This is a genomic window from Okibacterium fritillariae (assembly GCF_052783725.1).
In genome coordinates, this window is the sequence record NZ_CP199917.1 from 2,411,650 (window position 1) to 2,431,794 (window position 20,145).

The window sequence follows — 20,145 nt, forward strand, 5'->3', positions numbered from 1 at the left end:
ACGCCCCCAGCCGAACAAGGCTGGGGGCGTTTCGTCATGCGTGAAGCTTCAAGCCGAGGCCTCAGTGACGACCTCCGCAGGTGTCTGCGGGTTGCGTCGAAAAGCGGACACAAGCGAGGTCAAATTCGCAGACTTGTAATTGGCGAGGTAGGTCTGAGCGAAACGCCAGAGATCCAGGATGTATCGGGGGTGCTGTGCTCGATCGACCACCGCTCGAAGCTCGTCCATGAGGCTAAAAACGTCCGGCGACTCCAAGGCCCAGAACTTCGGGTCGCCCAGGGGCGGCAGTTCGTCCTTGAATCGCACCTGATAGATGTGCTCGATCTTCTCCCAAAAGTCGTCGTAGGTGGGAGACGACATAAACCGGCGTGCGCCCGCGTGTGACTGAATCAACACCGTCGACGGTATGTGGCGCCGATTCGTGAGGATCTGAACAGCGCTAATAGCCTCGTTCACCGGGGTATCGGGTCGGAATATTTCGGAACCAAACCGGTCGAACCACAGACTGACGCTCTCCGCGTCTTCGGCCCTAAGCAATTCCTCGAGGGCGTCGTCGAGCACAGTGTTGATGATCGGACTCCCAACGAGGGCGGGAGGGCGGTGGCTGATGTCATGACTCACTCGGCAAGCCTAACCACGCTGCATCCCCAGCCTTGGTCATGCGGCACCTCAAGTCGTCGGGTCAGGCGTCGCGTCGTCATTGTCCTCGGCTTGCGTATCCGCGGGCGGAACGAAGTTTCGGAACTCGACGAGCGAGTCAAGGAAGTCGGTGATCTGCGAGACCCGCTGGTACCACCGAGGGTTGTCCTTGGTCAGGATCTGCTCCACCTGCTCCGGGGTGAACCCGAGGGTGACCAGCAGGCGAGCCTCGAACAGAATCTCCAAGATGTCGATGCTGACATACAGCGGGATGTGATTTCGGGCGAAGAACACGGAGGTCGGCAGGCCGTGTATCAGGGAGTTCCGAACGAGCGAAACGTCGTCCTTCCAGGACCGGACACCCCCGATCGCAGTCGTAAGTAGCTCGCCCGTTTCGGTGTCCATTCTCGCAAGTCGTTGCCGCAGCGTCGGCCGTGCGCTCTCGAGGACGGCTTGCTTTGCCTTCTTGGCGAACGGCCTCAGATCATCGTGCTCTGCAAGGGCAGCTTCGGCCGTGGCAGCCAACTCGCGAAGTGCGTCGTCAGTTTCCGGGTCTGGATTGATGGACCGGTCGAAGGTTTCAACGAGTTGGGCGAGGTAGCTCATCTGCGTCAGGCGACTGGTCGGGCGCTGCTGAATCCAGTCCACGTACTGCTCGAAGGTGACCTGATGCTTCTTCCAGGCGTCGAAGAAGATCGGCATCTGCGTTTCGTAGTCGAAGTTGCGGAGGCGGTGCATGAACCTCCCCTCCTCCAGGTCGTCCTGAGTCACCTTCCGGTCAGGGTTATTCGCGAGCACTTGCACGTCGCGACCCACGAGTTCGCCCGACCCCGTGTACGTCCAGGTCGTGTTGCCGATCCACATTGACTCGATGCCGGCAGCGCTTCGGATGCCTGAGCCGACAAGGAAACTAAGGGGCAGAACCCATCCCGAGATGAAATCGCGCAGGCTGACCGGCTCGGGGAACGTCAGCTTGAAGATGCTTGTCTGGGTCAACGTCAGCTTGCCGCTGTCGCCTGGCGACCAGATTCTCGGCGATGCGTCCTTCAAAGACACCTCGACGCCTCGGTAGACCACGGTGCGGGTCGGGATATTGAGCCGAGTGACCTGTAGCTCTCGCTCGTCGTCAAGATTGGTCTCGATGTTCCAATTGACCCACTGCGCCCAGGCGTCCTGCCCCCAGAACCTGAAGGCCGCGTGGGTGAGAAACAGATCGTCTTCTTCCAGAAGAACCTCACTCTTGATGACGACATAAGGCTGGTACGTCCGCCGAGTGAGCTTGCCTCCCCCAAAGTTCCGCTTGTATCCGTTTAGGCGGAGGTCAACGAAGGTGAACGATCCCTCCTCTGTCTGCGCGTGAAGGATCGGGTAGTTATTCACCTCCGAGCCCGAAGAGAAGAATCGTTCGATGTCCGGGGCTTCGCTCGCGAAGTCACTGAACAGATGAACGACGTGGTTCGGTGCCGACTCGCTCATGATGAACTGGCCGTGAGCTGTCTCCGTCTCACCATCGCCGTTCTTACGCGTGAAGGTAGCGGCAATCGTCTTCGATGACTGAGGTGTACTCATGATGACGAAGTCTAGATGTTAGCGCCGCAGGCGGTCGTGTCGCCTGCAGGCCATCCACCAGTCGGCCCGTTGCGGCCTGACGGTCGATTAGCGGCGCTCCGCACAACCGCGTACCTGATCAAACAGCGGGCTTAGAGCAGCGCCTAGCGATGGTTACAAGTGTGTACATCGTCGGGCGGGCGTTGGTCAACCTTGTACGGAGCCTCCGGCGTCAGGCTTCTCAGAAGAAAAACCACCGGCTTTAAAAAGTGTTCCAAGCGCTAGGGCGCTGTTGCCTCGATCACTCGTCAAGGGTGAGGACCGGTCTCGCTCGTGCCATCAAGCACACTGGTAAAGCACCAACGTCTCACCCCTCCCAAGAGTTGGAGGGATGAGAGTTAGTCGGAACGCCGTGGCTCGGCTACCCAGGTTTAGAGATCACAGAGGCTTTCGCGCTATGGCGTAGAGGCGCTAGTCCTCGTTGCCTCCACCGCCATGACGAAGCATGGTTTTCCGCTCGACGTTTTCGACGGAGGCCGTACAGCGCCACGGCTGGCACAGAATCTAAAGAGCCCTCCAACCCTGGGAGGGTCTTTACGTTGGCTAGTCGAATTGAGAGATGACACGAGCGAAGTCGCACACGAGCTGTTTCTGCTTACAGAGCAAAAGCTTTCAACTCCTAAAGCCTCGAAGAGGCCTTTCAGAAGTCTTTATATGAGGGACCCGATTCGGCTCGAGGCGGCTATATGAGGGACCCGATTCGGCTTTCGACAGCTATGCGAGTCACCCGAGTCTCGGGCTAGATCGCCGGAAGAGTTGATATAAGTACATAGGCGATTGCTCCCATAGTTGCCCTCCCGACCGTGAGTTGACTCCTACTTTCTGCCTCACGCTCGTTCTCGCCCCCGGTGCTGGCTCCTCACCGGGGGCGAGAAGTTTCGGCCGTAGCGATATACGTCTTGGTCGCTGTAGGAGGCGACCCTGACTAGGGAGCAACTCATGATCGCCGCCACACAGCCGTACGTATTGCTGAACACCTCGAACATCGGGGCCAGCACCCGCAAGAAGACTTCACTACGCGTGAAACTCGCGAAGATCATCGTTCACCAGACGAACTCGAAGATCGCCTCCAAGCAGGCGACCGAGGGCCTACCGGTGATCGAGTGGTCAGGCACGTTCAAGGACGCCTACACCGTGCCGACCTACAAGTCCCTACCGAGCGAAGTCCGCAAGGCTTTTGAACGAGAGAGCGCCAACCCGCAGCAGATCTTCAAGGACGCGCTTCGCCTGTTACGCGAAGACAAGTACGGGTACATCTTCAAGTGCGCCAAGGGGGACGATGGCTCGTTCCACTACATCTACGGCTGGCACATTGCGAACGACGAACGCTCATCCTTCTTCTCGTGGGACGGCCTTACCCTGATCGAAGACGAGGTGACTCGCCTGCTCACGAGCGACAACGAACTCGCCGCACTCATCACGCCGACCGGCCTCGCGCCTACTCGCTCGTTCTGGGTGCGTCGCATGCTGGATGAACTCTCATGAAGTCGCTCAGAGAGCAGGTCGTCATCGCTCGTGCCAAGTACGAGGGAGCACAGGAAGCGTTCGACAACCGCACCGGACGCAACCCCGAACTTGGCCGCAGACTCAACAAGGCGCGAGCCGATTACCTCAGCTTGAAAGCGGAGCTCGACGGCTGACACCGCCCGTCTGTTAGTGGCTCGACGGCGACGCGGATCAGGTGGTGTCGATGCCCTGTTGCTGCGCAAAGGCCACCACCGCAAGCTTCTCATACGCGACGCTTAGTAAGGGGTTGTCTCGACGTTCGAGGCCCTCGACCCACGGATTCGCCCTGATGTACCCGTGACCGTCTACGAAGTCAGCGGCCGTGCTTGCGAGTCGTGCACTCTCGTCCGGCAACGTCGTCGCCAATGCTTCTATGAAGCCGACCGAGACGATCGCGGTTGGGAAGTTTGGCGTTGGCAGAACATCCTTGACGAAGTCCTGATCGACAAGGTCGAAGTGGCCAAGCGTCACCAATAGACCGATGACCGGACGATCGTCAGGCAGGAACGCCAGGTGAGGCGAACGGTCGGCAAATAGCTGGTGTGTCCGGTTCAGCTGTTTCACGCCTTTGGCTAGCGCTTGGTCGTGCGCGTCTTCGTGAGCGAGGAGACCCTCCTTAATCGGCTGACTCGGCATGACGCTCTTGCATTCGATGAAGTAAGTAGCTTCTGGGGTGATGACGAACCAGTCGATGGTCTTCTTTTGGTCCTTGTCGTACGTCACCTCAGGGTGCACGGAGAATCCTTGATTCTGTCGGAGCTGTGAACCGATGTATGCCTCAAAGAGATGGCCGACGTCTCGCGAAAAAGCTGTCGACCACTTTGCCATCCCCGCGTAGACAATGCCGACGGGGGAGACTTTGAGGTTCAAGGCCGGCGGACAAGGTGCGATCCAGCCCTGACTCAAGAGGCCCCCTACTAGCGGGGTCGCGAGCAGAGGGTTGTAGGCAAAGGGTTCCCGGACAAACCGTTCGCCGTCGGTGTAGTCGCCCCGCGACAGGGCCTCTCTCCTCGCGGCCTTAAAGCCATCGATGTCCGTTGTGTAGTTGTGAGCCACCACCTCGTCGAGCGCGTCCTGCCCGCCGAGCTGATCGCGAATACCTTCCATCTGCTCTGTCCACGGGAAGGGAAAGAAGGAGCCCTGATTGGTCGCGGCCCAAAGGAGGACACCGACTGAGACAAAAGTTTCGACCGATGTACCGAAGAGAGCTTCCTCCCAGCCGGAAGCCATGACTTCGGGTAGGTATCCATCAGGGAATGGCGTGTTTATAAACAGGGCAACACACCTCGCCCAGTCCCGTTTACTGACGCGGTTGTAGGGCCACTGCTCGTACGCCCACCTCAACATCAGGCCATACGTGTCTTGGGAACCGTCCAACTGCTGTGGTGTTTGGACACGGGAGAACTCATGGGCGATAAAGAGAACATCGCCACGTGACGGAGCCCTGCCCCCGGCCGTCCCGCGAGTGATGGCAACCGCCGCCGCACCCGCTACGTTCCAGGGAAGAGCGTTCTTCACTGTGCCGTCGTCGAGTTGCGGGCGGCCGTCCCACTTGAGGCAGACCTGCGACAAGCCATAGACCAGAAGATCTCGGTCATAGCGGCGAATCAAGGACATGTAGTCCTGATACCTCATCAGCCCATCGTTCACCGTCACCCCTTTGTTTCGCAGAGTCTAGGACTGGTGTCCATACGGCACGCAGGGTACGCCGCACCCCTGAAGGCTGACTTTCCGATAACGCCGATCAAGAAGGTGTGCCCCTCCGCGCTGCGTCATAAGCCGCCTGCTACTTAGGACCTTGGTCAACCTTGTACGGAAGTGAGCGTCGCGCCTCGCTTCCGCAGGTCGGCTTAGCAACGGCGCGGTGATATTTGACTCATCATCCACCGCTACCAGGAGGTAGTTGCTATGCCCCTAGGACACTCCCGCGACACCATTATTCACTCTCCAAAGTTCGACCAAACGCGGCCAGGTTTCGGTGTCAGACACACCTACTTCGTCCCCGACGCCGCGGCTCGTTTCGCAATTAGGGATGAGGCTCTACGGCTCGCCGCGCTCGAAGGAACAGGGGCGACTCTGTGCACCAGCGAGGTCGCCAATCAGTTCGACAAGTTGTCTCGCGCCCTACTCCACCAAGCCGTAGAAGAAATTTGGCACGCCGACTGTGTCTCGCCCGCTTCGTGGGAGTTCACGAACATTGACGCGCTGTCTCTGCTCATCAAGATTCAGCCGCGAGTCTGGCGCGACCTGCACGCCGAACTCACCGTCAGCTCGATGCTTTGGCACGACATCCGCAGGACGTTCCCCCACGCCAACCTCCTCGAGGAACTTGACCACCGACTAGTGGAGACGCCCACCGCCTGACCCTCGACCCGACTCGCTGACGCCTCGCACGATCTACCCATGATCGTGCGAGGCATTCGTCGTAAGCGCTGTACCGAAACGAGGAATAGCGGTACAGAAAAGCGAGCAGCGAGAAACCGACTGAAACCGCCGATAAAGGCCCGTAGAACCGTACGAAAACCCCACCGGAACGCGTCGCCCAAAACTAAACCGATATTAGGCCATGACCCGCTCACCTCAACCAGGAGCTACCTCATGGACAACCAACTCACCATCACCTACGGCGCACTGAACTACATCCTCTCGAAGACGTACCAGCAGCTCGGCTCATTCAAGTGGAGCAAGAAGGCCACCTACGAACTCACTCCCCCGACCTCGCGCCACGGTGCAACGAAGAACGACATCGCCCGCGTCCTCTGCGCGAAGTTCGGAATGACCCATCAGGCCGCGCTCGACCTCATCGCCGAACTCGACAAACCGGCTGAGGCCGCACCTGTTCGCCGTGTCCACACCGGCGCACCTGACCTCGGACACCGCGGCATCCCCACACGCCCATTCGCACCCGCCAACTGATCATTTCAAGGAGACCCAATGAACGCCAAGGACACCAACTCGAAGCGCTACGGCTACGCCCGTGTATCGACTCGCGAGCAGACGACCGACACACAGGTCGAGCAGCTTCAACGCCTCGGCATCGACCCCACCTACATCGTCACTGAGAAGCGTTCGGGGAAGAAGGATCGCCCAGTGTTGAACGCGCTCGTCGATGAGTTGGAGGCCGGCGACGAACTGCACGTCACGAAGCTCGACCGCCTAGGCCGAAACGGCCGACAGCTTGATGACATAGCCAAGAAGCTCGACGCCAAGGGTGTCGTCCTCGTCATCGGTGGTACTGCCCACGACCCCCGTGACCCGATGGACCGACTGCTCTTCAACCTGCTGTCGATGTTCGCGGAGTTCGAAACCGACATGATCGCCGCCCGAACGAAGGATCGACTCGATTCGATTCAAGCCGCAGGCGGTCGCGTCGGACGCAAACGCGCTACTTCGCTGAAACAGGAAGACCTGATCCTCGACCTTCTCGACAAGGGCTACTCATTTGCCGAGATACGCACCATGACCGGCCTAGGTAACTCGACCATCACGCGTATCAGGAACGACGCATGGGCTGTAGCCGAGGAGGCCAACGACCCAACGATCACCCGCGCTCGTCGTGCCCTCGAATCAAAGCAGGTCAAGGACCGCGAGAAGGCATTGAAGATCGCCGCCGCGAAGTACGCAGAACTTGAAAACAAGAAAGACACAACCTCACCAACCAAGGACGAATCATGACCGACTCAATCACGACCACCTACGGCTTCATCTACGACCCCGCAACGCAAAGCATCATCCCGAATCCCCTCACCGCCTCCACCTCCGACGACACCGCCGCTGACGCTCGCCAGCTCTCCGCCTAGAACGGCAATCACCTCAACCAAGGACAACGACCATGCCATCAACCACCATCACCATGAAGAAGCCCGTCACCGAAGATCGAATCGAGTCCTACGGCCCAATGGCTGACAGCCTCCTCAAGCTGGCTACGACCGTTTCTCGTTGGGGTGTCATCGCCGCCGCCGCACTTGCAGCCATCATCGGCATGGTCGCCCTCGATCTAAAGCTCGACGGCGCGCAGATGACCTACGCCCTGACCGGCTCGATGGAGCCGACGATTCAGGTCGGTCAGTGGGTCATCAACAAACCGGTCATCGGTGGCGAACTCACCGAGGGTGCAGTGATCACCGTCGAGGCTGCCGAGAACTACGGCGGCATTCCGGTGTCGCACCGCATCGTGGACATCGCCCCCGACGGAACCATCACTACTCAGGGTGACGCAAACAACGCACCCGACGAGTACCACCCGCAGCTCGCGGACGTGAAAAACATCGTCAGCAACGTCGTCTCCGTCGAAGACTCGAACATCATTTCGCTAGTCGCCATGACCCCGCCGTATCGCGACAAGGTGACCGCCGTTCTCCGCGGGGACTTCTCCGATCTGGGAGGCCTCAAGGAGGGCGCACCGCTCGCGTTCTTCGGCGCGATGGCTCTTCTCATCCTCAGCGAAATCCTCGACACCCTCGTGAAGCGATTCAAGAAGCACGCCCTCAAAGAGGCCAACTCGAAGTTCCAGGAACGAATCACCACCCCGCTCGGCGCTGTTCTTCGCACCGCCTGACCCACCATCACCACTGCCCCACCCTCCGCTTAGAACGGAAACCACCTCGACCAAGGACTGATCACCATGACCGCAACCGCCCTCACCCCCACCGAACCAAAAGCCTCCCCGCTCGTGCTCCTCGCGAGGGTCTTCAACTTCGCCAGCTACGCCGTCATCGTCGCGGCGGCTGTCGCCGTCGTCTTCATGCTCTGCGCAAGCGCCTTCGGTGGATTTCAGATCAACCGCGTCATGTCCCAGTCGATGGAGCCGTACCTCATGACCGGCGACTACATCGTGACCGCGCCAACCGATGGGCGTGACCTCGAGGTCGGAACCGTCATCACCTTCGAGCACGCCGGTGAAAACCAAGGCCTGAGCGTCACCCACCGCATCATCGAGGTCGCCGCCGATGGTTCGTACATCGTCCAGGGCGACAACAACAACGTCCGCGACATCTACCAGCCCACCGCTGAGGACATCACCGGCGTGCTCGCTCACCACCTCGACGGCGAGCAGTCCAAGGTTGCTGGCTTGTTCCTCACGACTGACGAGTGGCGCGCCGACGCCTTCACTGCCATCTCGCACTTCGACTGGTCAGCCCTTGCGTCGATCGGCGAACAGGCACCTTGGGGAGTCATCGCCCTGCTAGCCCTCTTGCTCATCGTGCACGTCTCAGAGGGACGCCTCAAGGCCCACGACGCCTCAGTCGGAGAACGTCGAACCCGCTAGGCGTTTCGGCGCTGATATTTCGAAGGACTACCACACCGTAAACGCATCAAGGAGACCTCTTATGACCACCAAGACCACCAAGACCACCAAGAAGAACACTGACCGCAAGTCACGCAAGAAGATCGTCCTGGCCTGCACGGCATTAGTCGTCGGGGGCGGACTCCTCATCGGCGGGACAAGCTCGAACCTCACCAAGACCATCACTGACGGCCCCGATAAGCACCGCGTTCACTCGGAGCAGGTCTCGTTCGACTTCGCCTACACCTCTACCGGCTCCTTCGACGCCGACCTGACTGTCAACGCACCAGCTAGTTACGCGTCAATTGCAGCGACAAACACCGGCGACATTCCGGCTCAGGTTGCTTTCAACATCGACCCCATTGCAGGGATTGATCTGACTAACCCGATCTACGAGCAGACCCGTGTGGCCTACGCAATCACGGTCGATCACCGCGACGGCTCGACAGAGCCCGTCTACGCGGGGACGAACAACGATAAGACCCTCAAAGAGTTCCTTACCGAAGCGGTCGTGACCGATGACATAGTCGGACCAAACCAGAGGGTCGAGATGAGCATCACGATCATGCCTGCCGACGACGCCTCCTGGTCGTCGTACGAAACTGCGGCGGCGGTCGATCACTCCTTCGGGACGCGCTTCACCTTCCACCAGTTGACCGGTGACCGCACCTCACCGCTGTTGGACGCAGTAACGGCCTCACGCAACAAGACCATGCTTCCGAACCTCCAAGGCGGAGTTCAGGCATGGACGATGCCAACAATGGACCTGCAGGTGACCGCCCACTAAGCCTTGTCGCACAACCCCCGCACTCTTCACCGACTGCGGGGGTTTGTCGTGAGTTCAATCGTCGCGCTCCTGAGCCTTTGGGCGATATTCGCCTTAATCGCTCAACCACCAGGAGACCGCAATGTACAGACTTAGAAAGGCCAAGAACGATGATGGCTTCACCCTGATCGAGCTGGTCATCGTCGTCGTGATCATCGGCATACTTACCGCCATCGCCATACCCAGCTACGGCCTGATCCGCGACAACGTTCGCGTGCAATCGCTAGACACGTCCAACGGAAACGCGATCACCGAACTCACCGCGCTCAACGCCCAGGACAACTCTCAGCAATCGCTTATGAGGGGCAACCTCCGCCAGGGCGAGATTTACACAATGGCTTCGATCTTCCCGCCAGCTTCTCAAAAGCAGTTCGACCCAGGCGCAGACAGCGATGTCACTTGCGCGTACTCGGTCTTCCAGATAGACGACAGCACCGGCGAGTCCATCCATCGAGTAGACGGACCACCGATTTGCAAAAAGCTCCAACCGTGGGACTCAGGCCACCTTGATATTAAGTAACGGTTGAAGAGGTAGAACCCCCTTCGCGTTTCGATGGCTCGTCGCGGAGGGGGTTTTTCATGCGTCCACTAGCCCGTAGCCGGCGGTCTCGCAGTGCGTTGCTGTCGCTCCTGACATCGACACCACCGACCGAGCCGCAGTCCTAGAACGGCTGGTGCCGTTGAGGCTTGCTAGCTTCGGTCCAGTTGATAGTCCGGTCAACCTTGTACGGAACCGGGAGGGCACCATGAGTAACACGCGCTACCACTTGACCGCAGACCAGGAATGGATGCGCTGCCGTGCTGTGAAGCGAAAGGGTCAAGGCGTCTCGCTCTGCCCCATCGGTGACCGCGCTCACGTCATCGGGCGGCAGGGTATTGCCGCCCAAGGCGGAGGGCCTGAGGTACGCACCGAGAACGGCGCACGGATCACGATTTACGTAAGCGCCCTCGAATCGGACGGCACTTTCACCGCCGACGCCCCGAGCGGACGCCGAAGTGTCTACACCGCTTCCGGCGCTCTTGTGAGGCTCCGTGACCGCGCCCGATCGACCGCACGATCCTCTAGCGTTATGGCTATGAACGACGATGACGCTCTTGATTTGAAGGCAATAGAGGCAAAAGCGGAATGGGCTGAAAGCCTGAGCGTGGGTCAGCTGAAGCTCTGGACTCTCGGTGACGCTGCACGCGGGGCGGATCTGCCGCGCCTCGCCAAGCTGAGTGGCTTACCTCTTGAGAAGCTGCAAAACGAAGCGGACTTCATTGGCTCTACGGACGACCAGTACGCCGAGATGCTCGTGTCGAACGTGACGATGAATCCGGAGAAGGCTGCTAACCGTGCCGCGGTAGCTGTCCGTGCCGCTCACATCGAACTCATGAGCAACATCACCGAAGTGCACGTCGAACCTGACTCCATCATCGACTGACCTCCCACAAGCTCGAAGGTCGGTCGGCCTCTTTCTAATCCCGTTTGCAAACACACCTGGGAGGCCGACCGGGCTTCGTCATGCGCGGCGTAGGCGAGCTATCAGCGGCGCTAAGCAGCTTCCCGTCTCGCCCTGTACAACTTGTCGAGACTGAGGTTTTCGCTGAAAGATCCGTCTTAGACGCCCTCTCACCACTGGCCTCGCCTACTGGCCATTGGGGACTTTTCGACCTCTGAGATGAAGCGGTTTTGAGCCTCAGGCAGGGCGTAGAAAAAAGGTCTAGTAGCCCATTGACTGGCTACTAGTGCTTGGCATTGTTGGCTACATGACGAACGCAACGAACACCAAGACCGCCCCCGCCGCCGACGACATCGCCACCATCGAACGTACCGATGTGTCCCGCACCATCGCCCTGGTGCGCCACGAGCTGACCGAGATCTTCAACGACGCGAAGCGCGCCCGTCCGTTCTTCGCTCCCTCGAAGCGCGAGGCGGAGGGCAAGCTGGCTGCCAGCCTCAAGGCCCTCACCGAGTTCGCGGAGTCACTCGACGCGATCAAGAAGCGCTGATCATTTTCACTCGTCCACCTGAAAGCCCCTGCTCATGTAGCCGGGGCTTTCTCCATGAGAGTAACCACCGTGCAGATATACGCCGCGACAGAAGCGCATGACCACGTTCGCGCTGAACTGTTCCAGTCCCTCCAAGACACCCTGGCCGAGGCAGCCCGTGACGCCGAAGTCATCGTGAGCGTAACGGTGATGAACGGCGTGCCGATGGCCTACAACACTCGGAGCGAACCCTGACCCTGCGAACACGAACGCCGCCCAAGTAGACCTTGTGGGCGGTGTTCAGAGGTGTCGGCGCTACTTCTTCCGACGAATCGCGCGCACCTGCTCTTCGATGGCACGTTCAGCCCGTTCGATGGTCGCCCATCGAGCTAACCCGTGTTCCTGCTTGTACGCGGCCTGCTGCGTCTTCCCGATTGTCTCTTCGTGAATCTCATAGTCCGTGACCGATTTCGCCAGGTAGCTCTTCGGCACCACGCGCTCACCGAATATGCCGAGCGGTTCGAGGTGGGGAAGGAACTCGGGGTGCTGTTCAAGGAACGCGTCCACTTCGTCCCAGTGCCACCGCTGAAACTCATTGCTCTTGTTCAGGACCAGCCGAAGGAACTTAGCCTGTAGCTCGGTGGCGTTCAAGACGATGGCGGGTAAGCGGTCAAGGTCTAGCTCTTTCGCCGCTGCTACGCGCATCTCGCCGTCGATCACGGTCATGTCCTTGCGGAGGATCACCGGCTCGAAAACGCCAAAGGTTTTGTAGAGCGCCACGGCCGCTTTGAAGATGTTCTTGTTGTGGATCTTTCCGAAGCCGGTCGGCTTCATGTGTCGAACCTCGATCACGCCCGTGTAAGCAATTTCGATCTTGTCCGTCTTGGACTCTTCGATGTCGTCAAAGGCGATCGGCTGAGCCGCCACCTTCACGAAGACTCTTAGGTCGTAGGGCGCGAGGGCAGCCATCAGCTCCGCACGAGTTTCCTCGTCCACGACCACGGCGGCGAACTTGCCCACGGCAAGGTGCTTCTGCTGAATGCGTCCCCGAAAGCCGGCAATCACTGTTTCAACCTCAGTCATGACTGTCCTTTACGAGCAAGACCCCCGACCTTCTTCGGTCGGGGGTCTTGCGAGTAGATACCGGCCTACTTCGACCAGGTTTGAACGAGCTTGTAGCGAGGTCCGTCCATCAGCTTTGCCTTCTTGGTCGAGTCCGTTCCAGCGGTTGCCGTCCACGCGTTTGCGAGAGCCTTCGCCGCGACCGGGCTGAACTTCCACCCCGTTTGGCTTTTCGCCTCTGCGCTAGCAACCTGCTCGATGAAGAAGCTCATCCGGTTCGCTGAGGTGCGGTAGTTCTTAAGGAAGGCGGTCGCTTCCTTCTCCGTCGTGATGGTGTCCGAGAAGTAGTGCACAACCTTCGTCTTGCCTTCGAGCTCCTCGCGCTCGGCCCTTTCGCGCGCACTGGCTACCTGACGGAAGGCATCGAAGATTTCGAGTTCGTCCTCGCGCCCTGCAAGATCCTCCTTGGTCGCGACTCGCAACTGGATGCCGAGGGCAAGTTGGATGTCCTCGCTTGCGACAACTTTTCTCGTCCACTCTTCGAGCGTGGAAGCGAGGAGCTTCCCGTTGTTCTCATACAGCTCGGAGAGGTCGCCGGTGAAGGACGTTTCTGAAGGCTCGATAAAGCCATCCTTCAGTTCCAGCTTCTCGCCGACGATGTAGTAAGTAGTCTCAGCCAAGGGGTAGCCCTCTCGTGTGTACAAGGGGCATCTCCCCCATCATCGAAGTTAGCAGAGGCTGTCTCACTTAAATGGCGATACCGCGACGTTTGGCGGCCCTCAATCGAGGGTCACTGTTGAGGTCGAGGTGATCGGGTACTGCCTGCTCTAGTTCGTTTAAGCCCTGTAACGTGTGACCGGTTTCGAAGATCCACTCCAACCAGGCAAGAGAGTGCGCTTCATCCCTCCATGAGGTCGCCCTAGCCATGTCTCTCTTCCACTCTTTGCGAGTTCGCTTCACTGCATCCTCCGCGTCAGCGATCCTCGCGTATGCGACCTCCCACTGTGGAGTCTTTTGATCGATGTACTCCTCCACGTCACCCGAGGGCCGAGTCTTGCCGGGTCGAAGGAGCGCACTCGCTTCATCGAGCGCCGTGACGGCATCCGTTCGCTTCTTCCAGACTTCGCGAATGACTTCCAGCCACTCGCCACGCGAGAAACCAGCCATGATCGAACCTCCCCCTGATGAGTTTTGCGGACACGCTCGCGCCCGTCGCCGGAAAACCATCTACGACGCTGTAGTCAGCGATCTAGCAGCACGGCCCGACGACCATCGACAATCCCACGTCTTGTCGTGACTGACGCTTAGAACAGCGTCTACGGCGTTGCGCCGTCCGGGTCGGCGTCCGCTGGATCGTCAATCGTGAACATGTCCCAGAGGCGAGCTACCATCTTCGGGTCGCTATCCGCGTTGACCCTGAGCTGCGCCCATTCTTCGGGCGACAGCTTCTCAATTTCTTGATGCGGCTGCTTCCAGGTGATGTCTACCCGCTCGTTAAAAGCCTCCGAGGATCGAGACCCGGCGCCCTTGGTCGCTTTCCTCACCCAAACAAGCTCCACCTCGGAACGAATAGCGATCTGGCGCTCATCGAACAGCGCCTGCGTGTCGCTCAACACCCTGCTACTTGTCCAGGCCATCTCTTCGCGTGAAGCAGGCGCAAGGCTCGTCACCGCGTAATGCAGGTCGCGGTCTTTGCGCAGGTCGGAGCGCTGCACTTCGAGCTTTTGGATCTGCGGGGTAATGACCTCCCCACTTAGGACGCCCTGTCCGAACATCTCCATCAGCTCATCGATGCGCGCACTAGTGTTGGCCAGTTTCTCTTCGCCAGCCCACACGGTTTGGGTCGCCACCGGCTGGTCTATCCCTCGAAAGGCTCGGGCGGTCTGGTACTCGAACACTTCTGAGGTGACCAGTTCGTCGAGTCGCGTTGCGTTGATCGCCAGGTGGTTAGAGGTCTTGCCGCTGTTGCAGGCGTAGCTACTTCGGTCCTCTGGCTCAGCCCGCTGACCGTAAAGCTTCCCACCACAGACCCCGCAGCGAAGCAGGTCGCTGAGAAGCCAGGTGCCCTCTTTGACTCCCCTACGCGTTCGTCTTTCAAGCATGGCCATCACCGCAGCCCGCTCTTCGAGAGAGATGATGGGTTCCCAATTGCCCATGACCATGTCTCCATCGCCGTCATACAGCGGTTCGCCGTTAAGGCTTCGCACCCCGGCGGTCTTCCAGCCGGATAGAACGCGGTAGACCGGAGTCCATCCCCAGTCCGCGCGTCCCTCGGAAGTCAGAACACCAGCGGCCTGCCACCTGTGTCTGATCGACGTGACGGACGCGCCTGCGATGACGGCCTTTACTGCTTCCCGGATATGCGCAACTTCGTCGGGGCGATGAGTCTTCGCGTCTTGCTCGAAGCCGAACGCGCGTCGGTGTTGAATCCCCGGCTCACCGTTGTAAGCCTTTTGCAGATTGGCCCTCTTGATCCGTTCCGAGATGCGCTCAGCCTCGGCTGCGTCCCATGTGGCCAGAGTCAAAGCCACCGCGCGGCCATCGGCTGTGGCGAGGTTGTGATCGCCGGAAACCTTGGTGCGGATCTCGACCTTGTGTTCCCTGTAAAGATCGATCAGTTCCAGATACTCCTTGACTCGTCGGGTTAGCCGCGAGTTCGAGTAGGCGACGATGTACCGAAAGCCGCCAGCGCGGGCATGCTCCAGCATCGCCTGATACTGGACTCGGACTTTTGCTTTCGCCGTTCGCTCGGACGCTCCGATGTCGTTGTCTACGTAGACCGCGACGACCTCGAAACCGAGCTGAGCCGCGAGCTCACGGCAGTCTTGTTCTTGCCGCTCGACGCCCAACCCTTCTCCCTCGCGATCATCACTGATGCGTGCGTAGATGGCAGCTTTCGGGGTCACGACCATGACGATCCCTCTCATTCGTTGACCCAATGCTTACACATAGTGGAACAACAACGTGCCAGGCGGTCGTCGCCTTCGTCATCATCAAGGAGAGCCAGCTGGAGGAATCGAAGGCCGTCGAAGATATTCAGGCCGTTCTCCGCACGCACGTCGGCGAGCAGATCGGGCCCATCGCCCGGCCCCGCCAGATCTTCGTCGTGAACGAGCTGCCGAAGACGCGGTCGGGCAAGATCATGCGGCGGCTGCTGCGGGACGTCGCCGAGGGGCGCGAGATCGGCGACACCACGACGCTGGCCGACACCACCGTGATGCAGATCATCACCGAAAAGGTGGGCTGACCGACTCCGGCTCAACCGAGGGCGGACACCCACTCGGTCTGGCCGTCGTCGAAGGACTGTTCCTTCCAGATCGGTACCCGCTCCTTGACGAGGTCGACGAGCAGCGCGGCGGCCTCGAAGGCTGGCGCGCGGTGGGCCGAGGCAACCGCCGCAGCCAGGGCGATGTCGCCGATGCCGAGGTCGCCGACACGGTGGAGAACGGCGAGCGAGACATCCGGGAAGCGGGCCGCGACGTCGCGCGCGACATCCGCGATGACCGACGCCGCCGAGGGGTGGGCCGTGTAGGAGAGCGTCAGCACGCCCCGGCCCTCGTCGTGATTGCGGACGACTCCCGCGAAGGTGACGACGGCGCCAAAACGGTCGTCGGCCACGAGCGTCTCGCACTCGGCGATCGAGATCGGACGGTCGACGACATCGGCGAGCGCGACGACACCCGTTCGGCTCAGGTCAGGCGTCATGCGTGCCGCCCGACAGCTGGTCGAGGGCGTGCTCCAGGATCTCGCCGAGGAGTTGCAGGCCGTCCTCGACACCGCCCGGCGAACCCGGCAGGTTGACGACCAGGGTGCGCCCGGCGACGCCCGCGATTCCGCGGCTGAGCAGCGCGCGCGAGGACACCTGGGCTCCGCGCCGGCGCAACTCCTCGGCAAAACCCGGGATCGTGCGGTCGAGCAGGGCGGATGTCTGCTCGGGCGTCGCATCAGTCGGCGAGATGCCCGTTCCGCCCGTCGTGACGACGATGTCGACGTCCTCCGCGAGAGCCTGACGCAGCGCATCGCCCACGGCCGGACCGTCCGCGACCACGAGCGGGTCGGGGGTGTCGAACGCGCGCTGCCGCAGCCACGCCTCGATGAGCGGACCCGTGCGGTCGATGAAGGTGCCCTCGGCGGCGCGGGTGGAGGCGACGATCACGCGGGCGCGCCCCGCTGCCGCCGCCGCGGGGACGCCGTCGACGACCTCGTCAGGGCCGCCCGAGCCCGGCATCGACAGATCCTCGAGCGACGTAGCGCCCGTGCTCGAGACGAACGACGAGTCTCCGCTGTCCGCCGCGCCGGCGCCAGCACCCGTGCCCGCGCCGGTCGGGGCGTGCTCCCCCGCTGCACCCGCGGCGTGCCCCGAGGACGTGTCGCCCGCGTCATCCGATCGTTCGTCGATCATGACCGGCTCCAATCGCCCGAGCGTCCGCCGGACTTCTGTCGCACGAGGATCTCGCCGATAACGGCCTCGCGATCGACCGCCTTGATCATGTCGTAGAGGGTGAGGGCCGCAACGCTGGCCGCCGTGAGCGCCTCCATCTCGACGCCCGTGACCCCCGATGTCTTCACCGAGGCGAGCACCAGCAGGTCGGACCCCTGCGGCTCGATGTCGATCGTGACCGAGCTGATCGGCAAGGGATGACACAGCGGAATCAGCGTGGACGTCTGTTTGGCGGCCATGATGCCCGCGATGCGAGCCGTTCCCAGCGCCTCACCCTTCGGCAGCGTGCCCGACGTCACCTGCGCCACCACATCGGCGCGCGTGTGCAGCACGGCCTGCGCGGTGGCGATGCGCGTCGTCACCGGCTTGTCGCTGACGTCGACCATGTGGGCCGACCCGTCGGGCCGCAGGTGGGTGAGGGGCAGATCAGTCATCGATCCTCCAGGCGTCGAGGGTGTCGCCGGCCGTGACGGATGCCACACCGGCGGGGATGTGCACGAGCAACGCCGAGGCGGCGTAGGCGTGTAAGAGATGGGATCCGGGGCCGCCGATGAGCTCGACACGGCCGTCCTCGCGCAGGCGCCCGCGGCGGATCTGGTGCTTCTCGACCGGCGACGTCGCATCCTCGGCGAGGGTGACACGCAGGCGCTGACGATCGGATGCGCGGGCCCCGGCGAGTTCGAGCAACACGGGCCGGAGGAACACCTCGAACGAGATGAGCGCCGAGACGGGGTTTCCGGGGAACGTGACGACCGGCATCCCCGTGTCGCGCAGCGCGCCCGAGCCCTGCGGCCCGCCCGGCTGCATGCGCACGCCCACGAAGTCGACTCCGGCCCCGGCCAGGGTTTCGCGCACGACCTCGTAGGCGCCCGCGCTGACCCCGCCCGTGGTGACGAGAAGATCGGTCTCGGCACCCAGGGCCGCGAGTTGCCGCGAGAACGCCTCGCGATCGTCGGAGACGGCGGCCACCGTGCGCACGTCGGCGCCGACCTCGGCGAGCGCACGCGTCAGCGCCGCGCTGTTGGCGTCGAAGATCTGGCCGGGGCCGAGCTCGTCGCCGGGCTGACGCAGCTCGTGACCGGTCGAGAGCACCGTGACGCGCACGCGGCGGCGCACCGGCACGGTGGCGACGCCGGATGCCGCGAGCACACCCCACTGGGCGGCACCCAGCCGCGTGCCGGCCGCGAGGAGGAGGCTGCCCGCCGCGATGTCGCTGCCGCGCACACGACGATACGTGCCGGGGGCGACGGGGCGGGTGAATCGCGCGACAGGCGGGGCCACGGCGTGCTGGGAGACATCGACGTCGGGGAAGAACTGGGGCGGATCGACCTGCTCGATGGGCACGACGGCATCGGCGCCATCGGGGATCGGCGCGCCCGTCATGATCGGTGCCGCCCACCCGCGCTCGAGCGGCCGGCCCGTCGACCCGGCGGGGATGTGCGCGGCCACACGCAGTGCCACGGGTCGCTCGCCCGAGGCATCCACCAGGTCGTCGCTCGCCACGGCATAGCCATCCATCTGGGAGTTGTCGAAGGGCGGCAGATCGATCGGCGCGGTGACATCGGCGGCTAAGACCCGGCCGTCGTAATCGTGAGGATGCCGCGACATCCGCTCGGCCGAGACCGCCAGCTCGTCGGCGCCGAGCCGTGCCGCCAGGGGCGCGAGCAGAACGCGCACGACCTCGCGGTGTTCATCGACCGAACGCACCACACGAACGGATGTCGGCACCATCCCGTCACTCATGACCGTCTCGTCTCATAGTCGCCCGGCGGAGGGCCCGCAAGGCTCGCCCCGCTCCTCCCCCTATCTTGGCGCGCCCGACGGCCACCCGCATACTTGTTCTGGGCGGTTCGCCGCCCACCTCGCCCGCGCCCCTCGCGCACGCACACGTCTGGAGCACCGTGACCGACACGACATCCCCCGCCCTGCACGCCGACATCGCCGTCATCGGCGGCTCGGGCCTCTACCGGCTCTTCGCCGAGGGCACCGCCGAAACCGTCGACATCGACACCCCCTACGGCCGGCCCTCGAGCCCCGTCACGGTGGGCGAGATGGGCGGGCGCCGCGTCGCGTTCCTCACCCGGCACGGCTCCGACCACTCGGTGCCGCCGCACCTCATCAACTTCCGCGCCAACATCTGGGCGCTGGCCTCACTCGGCGTGAAGACCATCCTGTCGTCGTCGGCCGTCGGCGGCGTCAGCCCCGAGGTTCCGCCGGGCACGCTCGTCGTCACCGACCAGTACATCGACCGCACGTCGTCGCGCCCCGACACGTTCTACGACCAGGGCGCCGTGCAGCACCTCATGCAGGCCGACCCGTTCTCGCCCGAGCTGCACGCGCTGGCTGTCGAAGCCGTGCGTCAGGATGGCGGGCCGTTCCGCGCCTCGGGCACGTGCGTCGTCATCCAGGGACCGCGTTTCTCCACGCGCGCCGAATCCCTGTGGTTCCGTGCCGCCGGGGCGCACACCATCAACATGACGATGTATCCCGAGGTGCCGCTCGCCGGAGAGCTCAACATCGAGACCATCAACCTCTCGTTCGTGACCGACAGCGACGCCGGCCTGGCGCCCGAAGCCGGGGCCGAGAAGGACGAGGATGCGGTGAGCCACCAGCTCGTGCTGCACCGCCTCGCCGACGCCCAGCCGCGCATCGTCGCAGCGCTCGAGGCGATCATCCGCTCCATCCCCGCCGACTTCGTGCCGCGCGATCAGGTGGCTCCCGACGCCGTGGCCGAGGTGCTCTCGCGCCCGGTTCGACGCGCGGATGCCGGAGCCCACGCCGCGCCCACCGCCACGCTGTGAGCGA

The 20,145-nt window shown here is 62.0% G+C and carries 25 protein-coding genes and 1 pseudogene; 15 read left to right on the plus strand and 11 right to left on the minus strand.

What is annotated here, in order from left to right; genetic code table 11:
* Positions 1–48 precede the first annotated feature (48 nt).
* Complete coding sequence (locus ACUWEX_RS11055) at positions 49–621, minus strand: hypothetical protein (protein WP_445996267.1); 573 nt, start codon at positions 619–621, stop codon at positions 49–51.
* A 48-nt stretch (positions 622–669) separates the two neighbouring features.
* The gene (locus ACUWEX_RS11060) at positions 670–2,208 is read right to left on the minus strand and encodes a HEPN domain-containing protein (protein WP_445996268.1); all 1,539 of its coding nucleotides are present in this window, start codon (positions 2,206–2,208) and stop codon (positions 670–672) included.
* 978 nt (positions 2,209–3,186) lie between these two features.
* On the opposite strand from ACUWEX_RS11060, the gene ACUWEX_RS11065 reads away from it, so the two are divergent.
* Positions 3,187–3,732: a hypothetical protein gene (locus ACUWEX_RS11065; protein ID WP_445996269.1), complete on the plus strand. Its 546-nt coding sequence runs from the start codon at positions 3,187–3,189 to the stop codon at positions 3,730–3,732.
* Positions 3,729–3,887 (plus strand): hypothetical protein, encoded by a 159-nt coding sequence (locus tag ACUWEX_RS11070; protein WP_445996270.1) that lies wholly within the window; start codon positions 3,729–3,731, stop codon positions 3,885–3,887. Before ACUWEX_RS11065 ends, ACUWEX_RS11070 begins: the two co-directional genes overlap by 4 nt.
* A gap of 37 nt (positions 3,888–3,924) precedes the next feature.
* On the opposite strand, the gene ACUWEX_RS11075 is transcribed toward ACUWEX_RS11070, so the two are convergent.
* Complete coding sequence (locus ACUWEX_RS11075) at positions 3,925–5,403, minus strand: hypothetical protein (RefSeq protein WP_445996271.1); 1,479 nt, start codon at positions 5,401–5,403, stop codon at positions 3,925–3,927.
* 258 nt (positions 5,404–5,661) lie between these two features.
* Here ACUWEX_RS11075 and ACUWEX_RS11080 point away from each other — a divergent pair, with 258 nt between their 5' ends.
* The 11 genes from ACUWEX_RS11080 (at position 5,662) to ACUWEX_RS11130 (ending at position 12,092) form a co-directional block, all read left to right on the plus strand.
* Entirely contained in the window at positions 5,662–6,117 is a 456-nt protein-coding gene (locus ACUWEX_RS11080; protein ID WP_445996272.1) for a hypothetical protein, read from the plus strand.
* A gap of 234 nt (positions 6,118–6,351) precedes the next feature.
* Positions 6,352–6,669 (plus strand): hypothetical protein, encoded by a 318-nt coding sequence (locus tag ACUWEX_RS11085; RefSeq protein ID WP_445996273.1) that lies wholly within the window; start codon positions 6,352–6,354, stop codon positions 6,667–6,669.
* An 18-nt stretch (positions 6,670–6,687) separates the two neighbouring features.
* A complete protein-coding gene (locus ACUWEX_RS11090; protein WP_445996274.1) occupies positions 6,688–7,428 on the plus strand; it encodes a recombinase family protein in 741 nt (246 codons plus the stop codon).
* Positions 7,425–7,553 carry a hypothetical protein gene (locus ACUWEX_RS11095; protein ID WP_445996275.1) on the plus strand — a complete coding sequence of 43 codons (129 nt, stop codon included), beginning with the start codon at positions 7,425–7,427 and terminating at the stop codon, positions 7,551–7,553. The genes ACUWEX_RS11090 and ACUWEX_RS11095 overlap by 4 nt, the downstream gene beginning before the upstream one ends.
* 32 nt (positions 7,554–7,585) lie before the next feature.
* On the plus strand, positions 7,586–8,311 hold the full coding sequence (locus ACUWEX_RS11100; RefSeq protein ID WP_445996276.1) for a hypothetical protein: 726 nt from the start codon (positions 7,586–7,588) through the stop codon (positions 8,309–8,311).
* A 66-nt stretch (positions 8,312–8,377) separates the two neighbouring features.
* A complete protein-coding gene (locus ACUWEX_RS11105) occupies positions 8,378–9,022 on the plus strand; it encodes a signal peptidase I (RefSeq protein WP_445996277.1) in 645 nt (214 codons plus the stop codon).
* Between the two features lie 61 nt (positions 9,023–9,083).
* Complete coding sequence (locus tag ACUWEX_RS11110; protein ID WP_445996278.1) at positions 9,084–9,827, plus strand: hypothetical protein; 744 nt, start codon at positions 9,084–9,086, stop codon at positions 9,825–9,827.
* Between the two features lie 121 nt (positions 9,828–9,948).
* A complete protein-coding gene (locus ACUWEX_RS11115) occupies positions 9,949–10,386 on the plus strand; it encodes a prepilin-type N-terminal cleavage/methylation domain-containing protein (protein WP_445996279.1) in 438 nt (145 codons plus the stop codon).
* Between the two features lie 556 nt (positions 10,387–10,942).
* Complete coding sequence (locus ACUWEX_RS11120; protein WP_445996280.1) at positions 10,943–11,290, plus strand: hypothetical protein; 348 nt, start codon at positions 10,943–10,945, stop codon at positions 11,288–11,290.
* A gap of 325 nt (positions 11,291–11,615) precedes the next feature.
* Positions 11,616–11,858: a hypothetical protein gene (locus tag ACUWEX_RS11125; RefSeq protein WP_445996281.1), complete on the plus strand. Its 243-nt coding sequence runs from the start codon at positions 11,616–11,618 to the stop codon at positions 11,856–11,858.
* A gap of 54 nt (positions 11,859–11,912) precedes the next feature.
* A complete protein-coding gene (locus ACUWEX_RS11130) occupies positions 11,913–12,092 on the plus strand; it encodes a hypothetical protein (protein ID WP_445996282.1) in 180 nt (59 codons plus the stop codon).
* A 60-nt stretch (positions 12,093–12,152) separates the two neighbouring features.
* Here ACUWEX_RS11130 and ACUWEX_RS11135 read toward each other — a convergent pair whose 3' ends face one another.
* The 4 genes from ACUWEX_RS11135 to ACUWEX_RS11150 all read right to left on the minus strand — a co-directional run bounded on the left by ACUWEX_RS11135 (position 12,153) and on the right by ACUWEX_RS11150 (position 15,811).
* Positions 12,153–12,920, minus strand: a complete 768-nt coding sequence (locus ACUWEX_RS11135) for a hypothetical protein (RefSeq protein WP_445996283.1) — start codon at positions 12,918–12,920, stop codon at positions 12,153–12,155.
* 65 nt (positions 12,921–12,985) lie between these two features.
* Positions 12,986–13,579, minus strand: a complete 594-nt coding sequence (locus ACUWEX_RS11140) for a hypothetical protein (protein WP_445996284.1) — start codon at positions 13,577–13,579, stop codon at positions 12,986–12,988.
* Positions 13,580–13,646: 67 nt separating this feature from the next.
* Entirely contained in the window at positions 13,647–14,066 is a 420-nt protein-coding gene (locus tag ACUWEX_RS11145; protein ID WP_445996285.1) for a hypothetical protein, read from the minus strand.
* Between the two features lie 149 nt (positions 14,067–14,215).
* On the minus strand, positions 14,216–15,811 hold the full coding sequence (locus ACUWEX_RS11150; protein ID WP_445996286.1) for a recombinase family protein: 1,596 nt from the start codon (positions 15,809–15,811) through the stop codon (positions 14,216–14,218).
* A gap of 38 nt (positions 15,812–15,849) precedes the next feature.
* On the opposite strand from ACUWEX_RS11150, the pseudogene ACUWEX_RS11155 reads away from it, so the two are divergent.
* Positions 15,850–16,146: pseudogene (locus ACUWEX_RS11155) on the plus strand (AMP-binding enzyme); the annotation flags it as partial.
* 11 nt (positions 16,147–16,157) lie between these two features.
* Here the strand turns inward: ACUWEX_RS11155 and ACUWEX_RS11160 are convergent.
* Genes ACUWEX_RS11160 through ACUWEX_RS11175 form a run of 4 tightly spaced genes read right to left on the minus strand, consistent with a single transcriptional unit; the run spans position 16,158 to position 19,083 of the window.
* A complete protein-coding gene (locus tag ACUWEX_RS11160; RefSeq protein ID WP_445996287.1) occupies positions 16,158–16,604 on the minus strand; it encodes a molybdenum cofactor biosynthesis protein MoaE in 447 nt (148 codons plus the stop codon).
* Positions 16,594–17,301: a MogA/MoaB family molybdenum cofactor biosynthesis protein gene (locus ACUWEX_RS11165; RefSeq protein WP_445996288.1), complete on the minus strand. Its 708-nt coding sequence runs from the start codon at positions 17,299–17,301 to the stop codon at positions 16,594–16,596. The genes ACUWEX_RS11160 and ACUWEX_RS11165 overlap by 11 nt, the downstream gene beginning before the upstream one ends.
* Positions 17,298–17,774, minus strand: coding sequence for a cyclic pyranopterin monophosphate synthase MoaC (gene moaC, locus ACUWEX_RS11170; RefSeq protein ID WP_445996289.1), 477 nt, complete (start codon positions 17,772–17,774; stop codon positions 17,298–17,300). Before moaC ends, ACUWEX_RS11165 begins: the two co-directional genes overlap by 4 nt.
* Positions 17,767–19,083 carry a molybdopterin molybdotransferase MoeA gene (locus tag ACUWEX_RS11175; protein ID WP_445996290.1) on the minus strand — a complete coding sequence of 439 codons (1,317 nt, stop codon included), beginning with the start codon at positions 19,081–19,083 and terminating at the stop codon, positions 17,767–17,769. The genes moaC and ACUWEX_RS11175 overlap by 8 nt, the downstream gene beginning before the upstream one ends.
* Before the next feature lie 158 nt (positions 19,084–19,241).
* On the opposite strand from ACUWEX_RS11175, the gene ACUWEX_RS11180 reads away from it, so the two are divergent.
* On the plus strand, positions 19,242–20,141 hold the full coding sequence (locus ACUWEX_RS11180; protein WP_445996291.1) for an MTAP family purine nucleoside phosphorylase: 900 nt from the start codon (positions 19,242–19,244) through the stop codon (positions 20,139–20,141).
* Positions 20,142–20,145 lie beyond the last annotated feature (4 nt).

Coding starts and splice junctions, on each gene's coding strand:
- ACUWEX_RS11060 (WP_445996268.1), bottom strand. CDS start 2,208: ATGAGTACACCTCAGTCATCGAAGACGATTGCCGCTACCTTCACGCGT.
- ACUWEX_RS11065 (WP_445996269.1), top strand. CDS start 3,187: ATGATCGCCGCCACACAGCCGTACGTATTGCTGAACACCTCGAACATC.
- ACUWEX_RS11070 (WP_445996270.1), top strand. CDS start 3,729: ATGAAGTCGCTCAGAGAGCAGGTCGTCATCGCTCGTGCCAAGTACGAG.
- ACUWEX_RS11080 (WP_445996272.1), top strand. CDS start 5,662: ATGCCCCTAGGACACTCCCGCGACACCATTATTCACTCTCCAAAGTTC.
- ACUWEX_RS11085 (WP_445996273.1), top strand. CDS start 6,352: ATGGACAACCAACTCACCATCACCTACGGCGCACTGAACTACATCCTC.
- ACUWEX_RS11090 (WP_445996274.1), top strand. CDS start 6,688: ATGAACGCCAAGGACACCAACTCGAAGCGCTACGGCTACGCCCGTGTA.
- ACUWEX_RS11095 (WP_445996275.1), top strand. CDS start 7,425: ATGACCGACTCAATCACGACCACCTACGGCTTCATCTACGACCCCGCA.
- ACUWEX_RS11100 (WP_445996276.1), top strand. CDS start 7,586: ATGCCATCAACCACCATCACCATGAAGAAGCCCGTCACCGAAGATCGA.
- ACUWEX_RS11105 (WP_445996277.1), top strand. CDS start 8,378: ATGACCGCAACCGCCCTCACCCCCACCGAACCAAAAGCCTCCCCGCTC.
- ACUWEX_RS11110 (WP_445996278.1), top strand. CDS start 9,084: ATGACCACCAAGACCACCAAGACCACCAAGAAGAACACTGACCGCAAG.
- ACUWEX_RS11115 (WP_445996279.1), top strand. CDS start 9,949: ATGTACAGACTTAGAAAGGCCAAGAACGATGATGGCTTCACCCTGATC.
- ACUWEX_RS11120 (WP_445996280.1), top strand. CDS start 10,943: ATGAACGACGATGACGCTCTTGATTTGAAGGCAATAGAGGCAAAAGCG.
- ACUWEX_RS11125 (WP_445996281.1), top strand. CDS start 11,616: ATGACGAACGCAACGAACACCAAGACCGCCCCCGCCGCCGACGACATC.
- ACUWEX_RS11130 (WP_445996282.1), top strand. CDS start 11,913: ATGAGAGTAACCACCGTGCAGATATACGCCGCGACAGAAGCGCATGAC.
- ACUWEX_RS11135 (WP_445996283.1), bottom strand. CDS start 12,920: ATGACTGAGGTTGAAACAGTGATTGCCGGCTTTCGGGGACGCATTCAG.
- ACUWEX_RS11145 (WP_445996285.1), bottom strand. CDS start 14,066: ATGGCTGGTTTCTCGCGTGGCGAGTGGCTGGAAGTCATTCGCGAAGTC.
- ACUWEX_RS11150 (WP_445996286.1), bottom strand. CDS start 15,811: ATGGTCGTGACCCCGAAAGCTGCCATCTACGCACGCATCAGTGATGAT.
- ACUWEX_RS11160 (WP_445996287.1), bottom strand. CDS start 16,604: ATGACGCCTGACCTGAGCCGAACGGGTGTCGTCGCGCTCGCCGATGTC.
- ACUWEX_RS11165 (WP_445996288.1), bottom strand. CDS start 17,301: ATGATCGACGAACGATCGGATGACGCGGGCGACACGTCCTCGGGGCAC.
- moaC (WP_445996289.1), bottom strand. CDS start 17,774: ATGACTGATCTGCCCCTCACCCACCTGCGGCCCGACGGGTCGGCCCAC.
- ACUWEX_RS11175 (WP_445996290.1), bottom strand. CDS start 19,083: ATGAGTGACGGGATGGTGCCGACATCCGTTCGTGTGGTGCGTTCGGTC.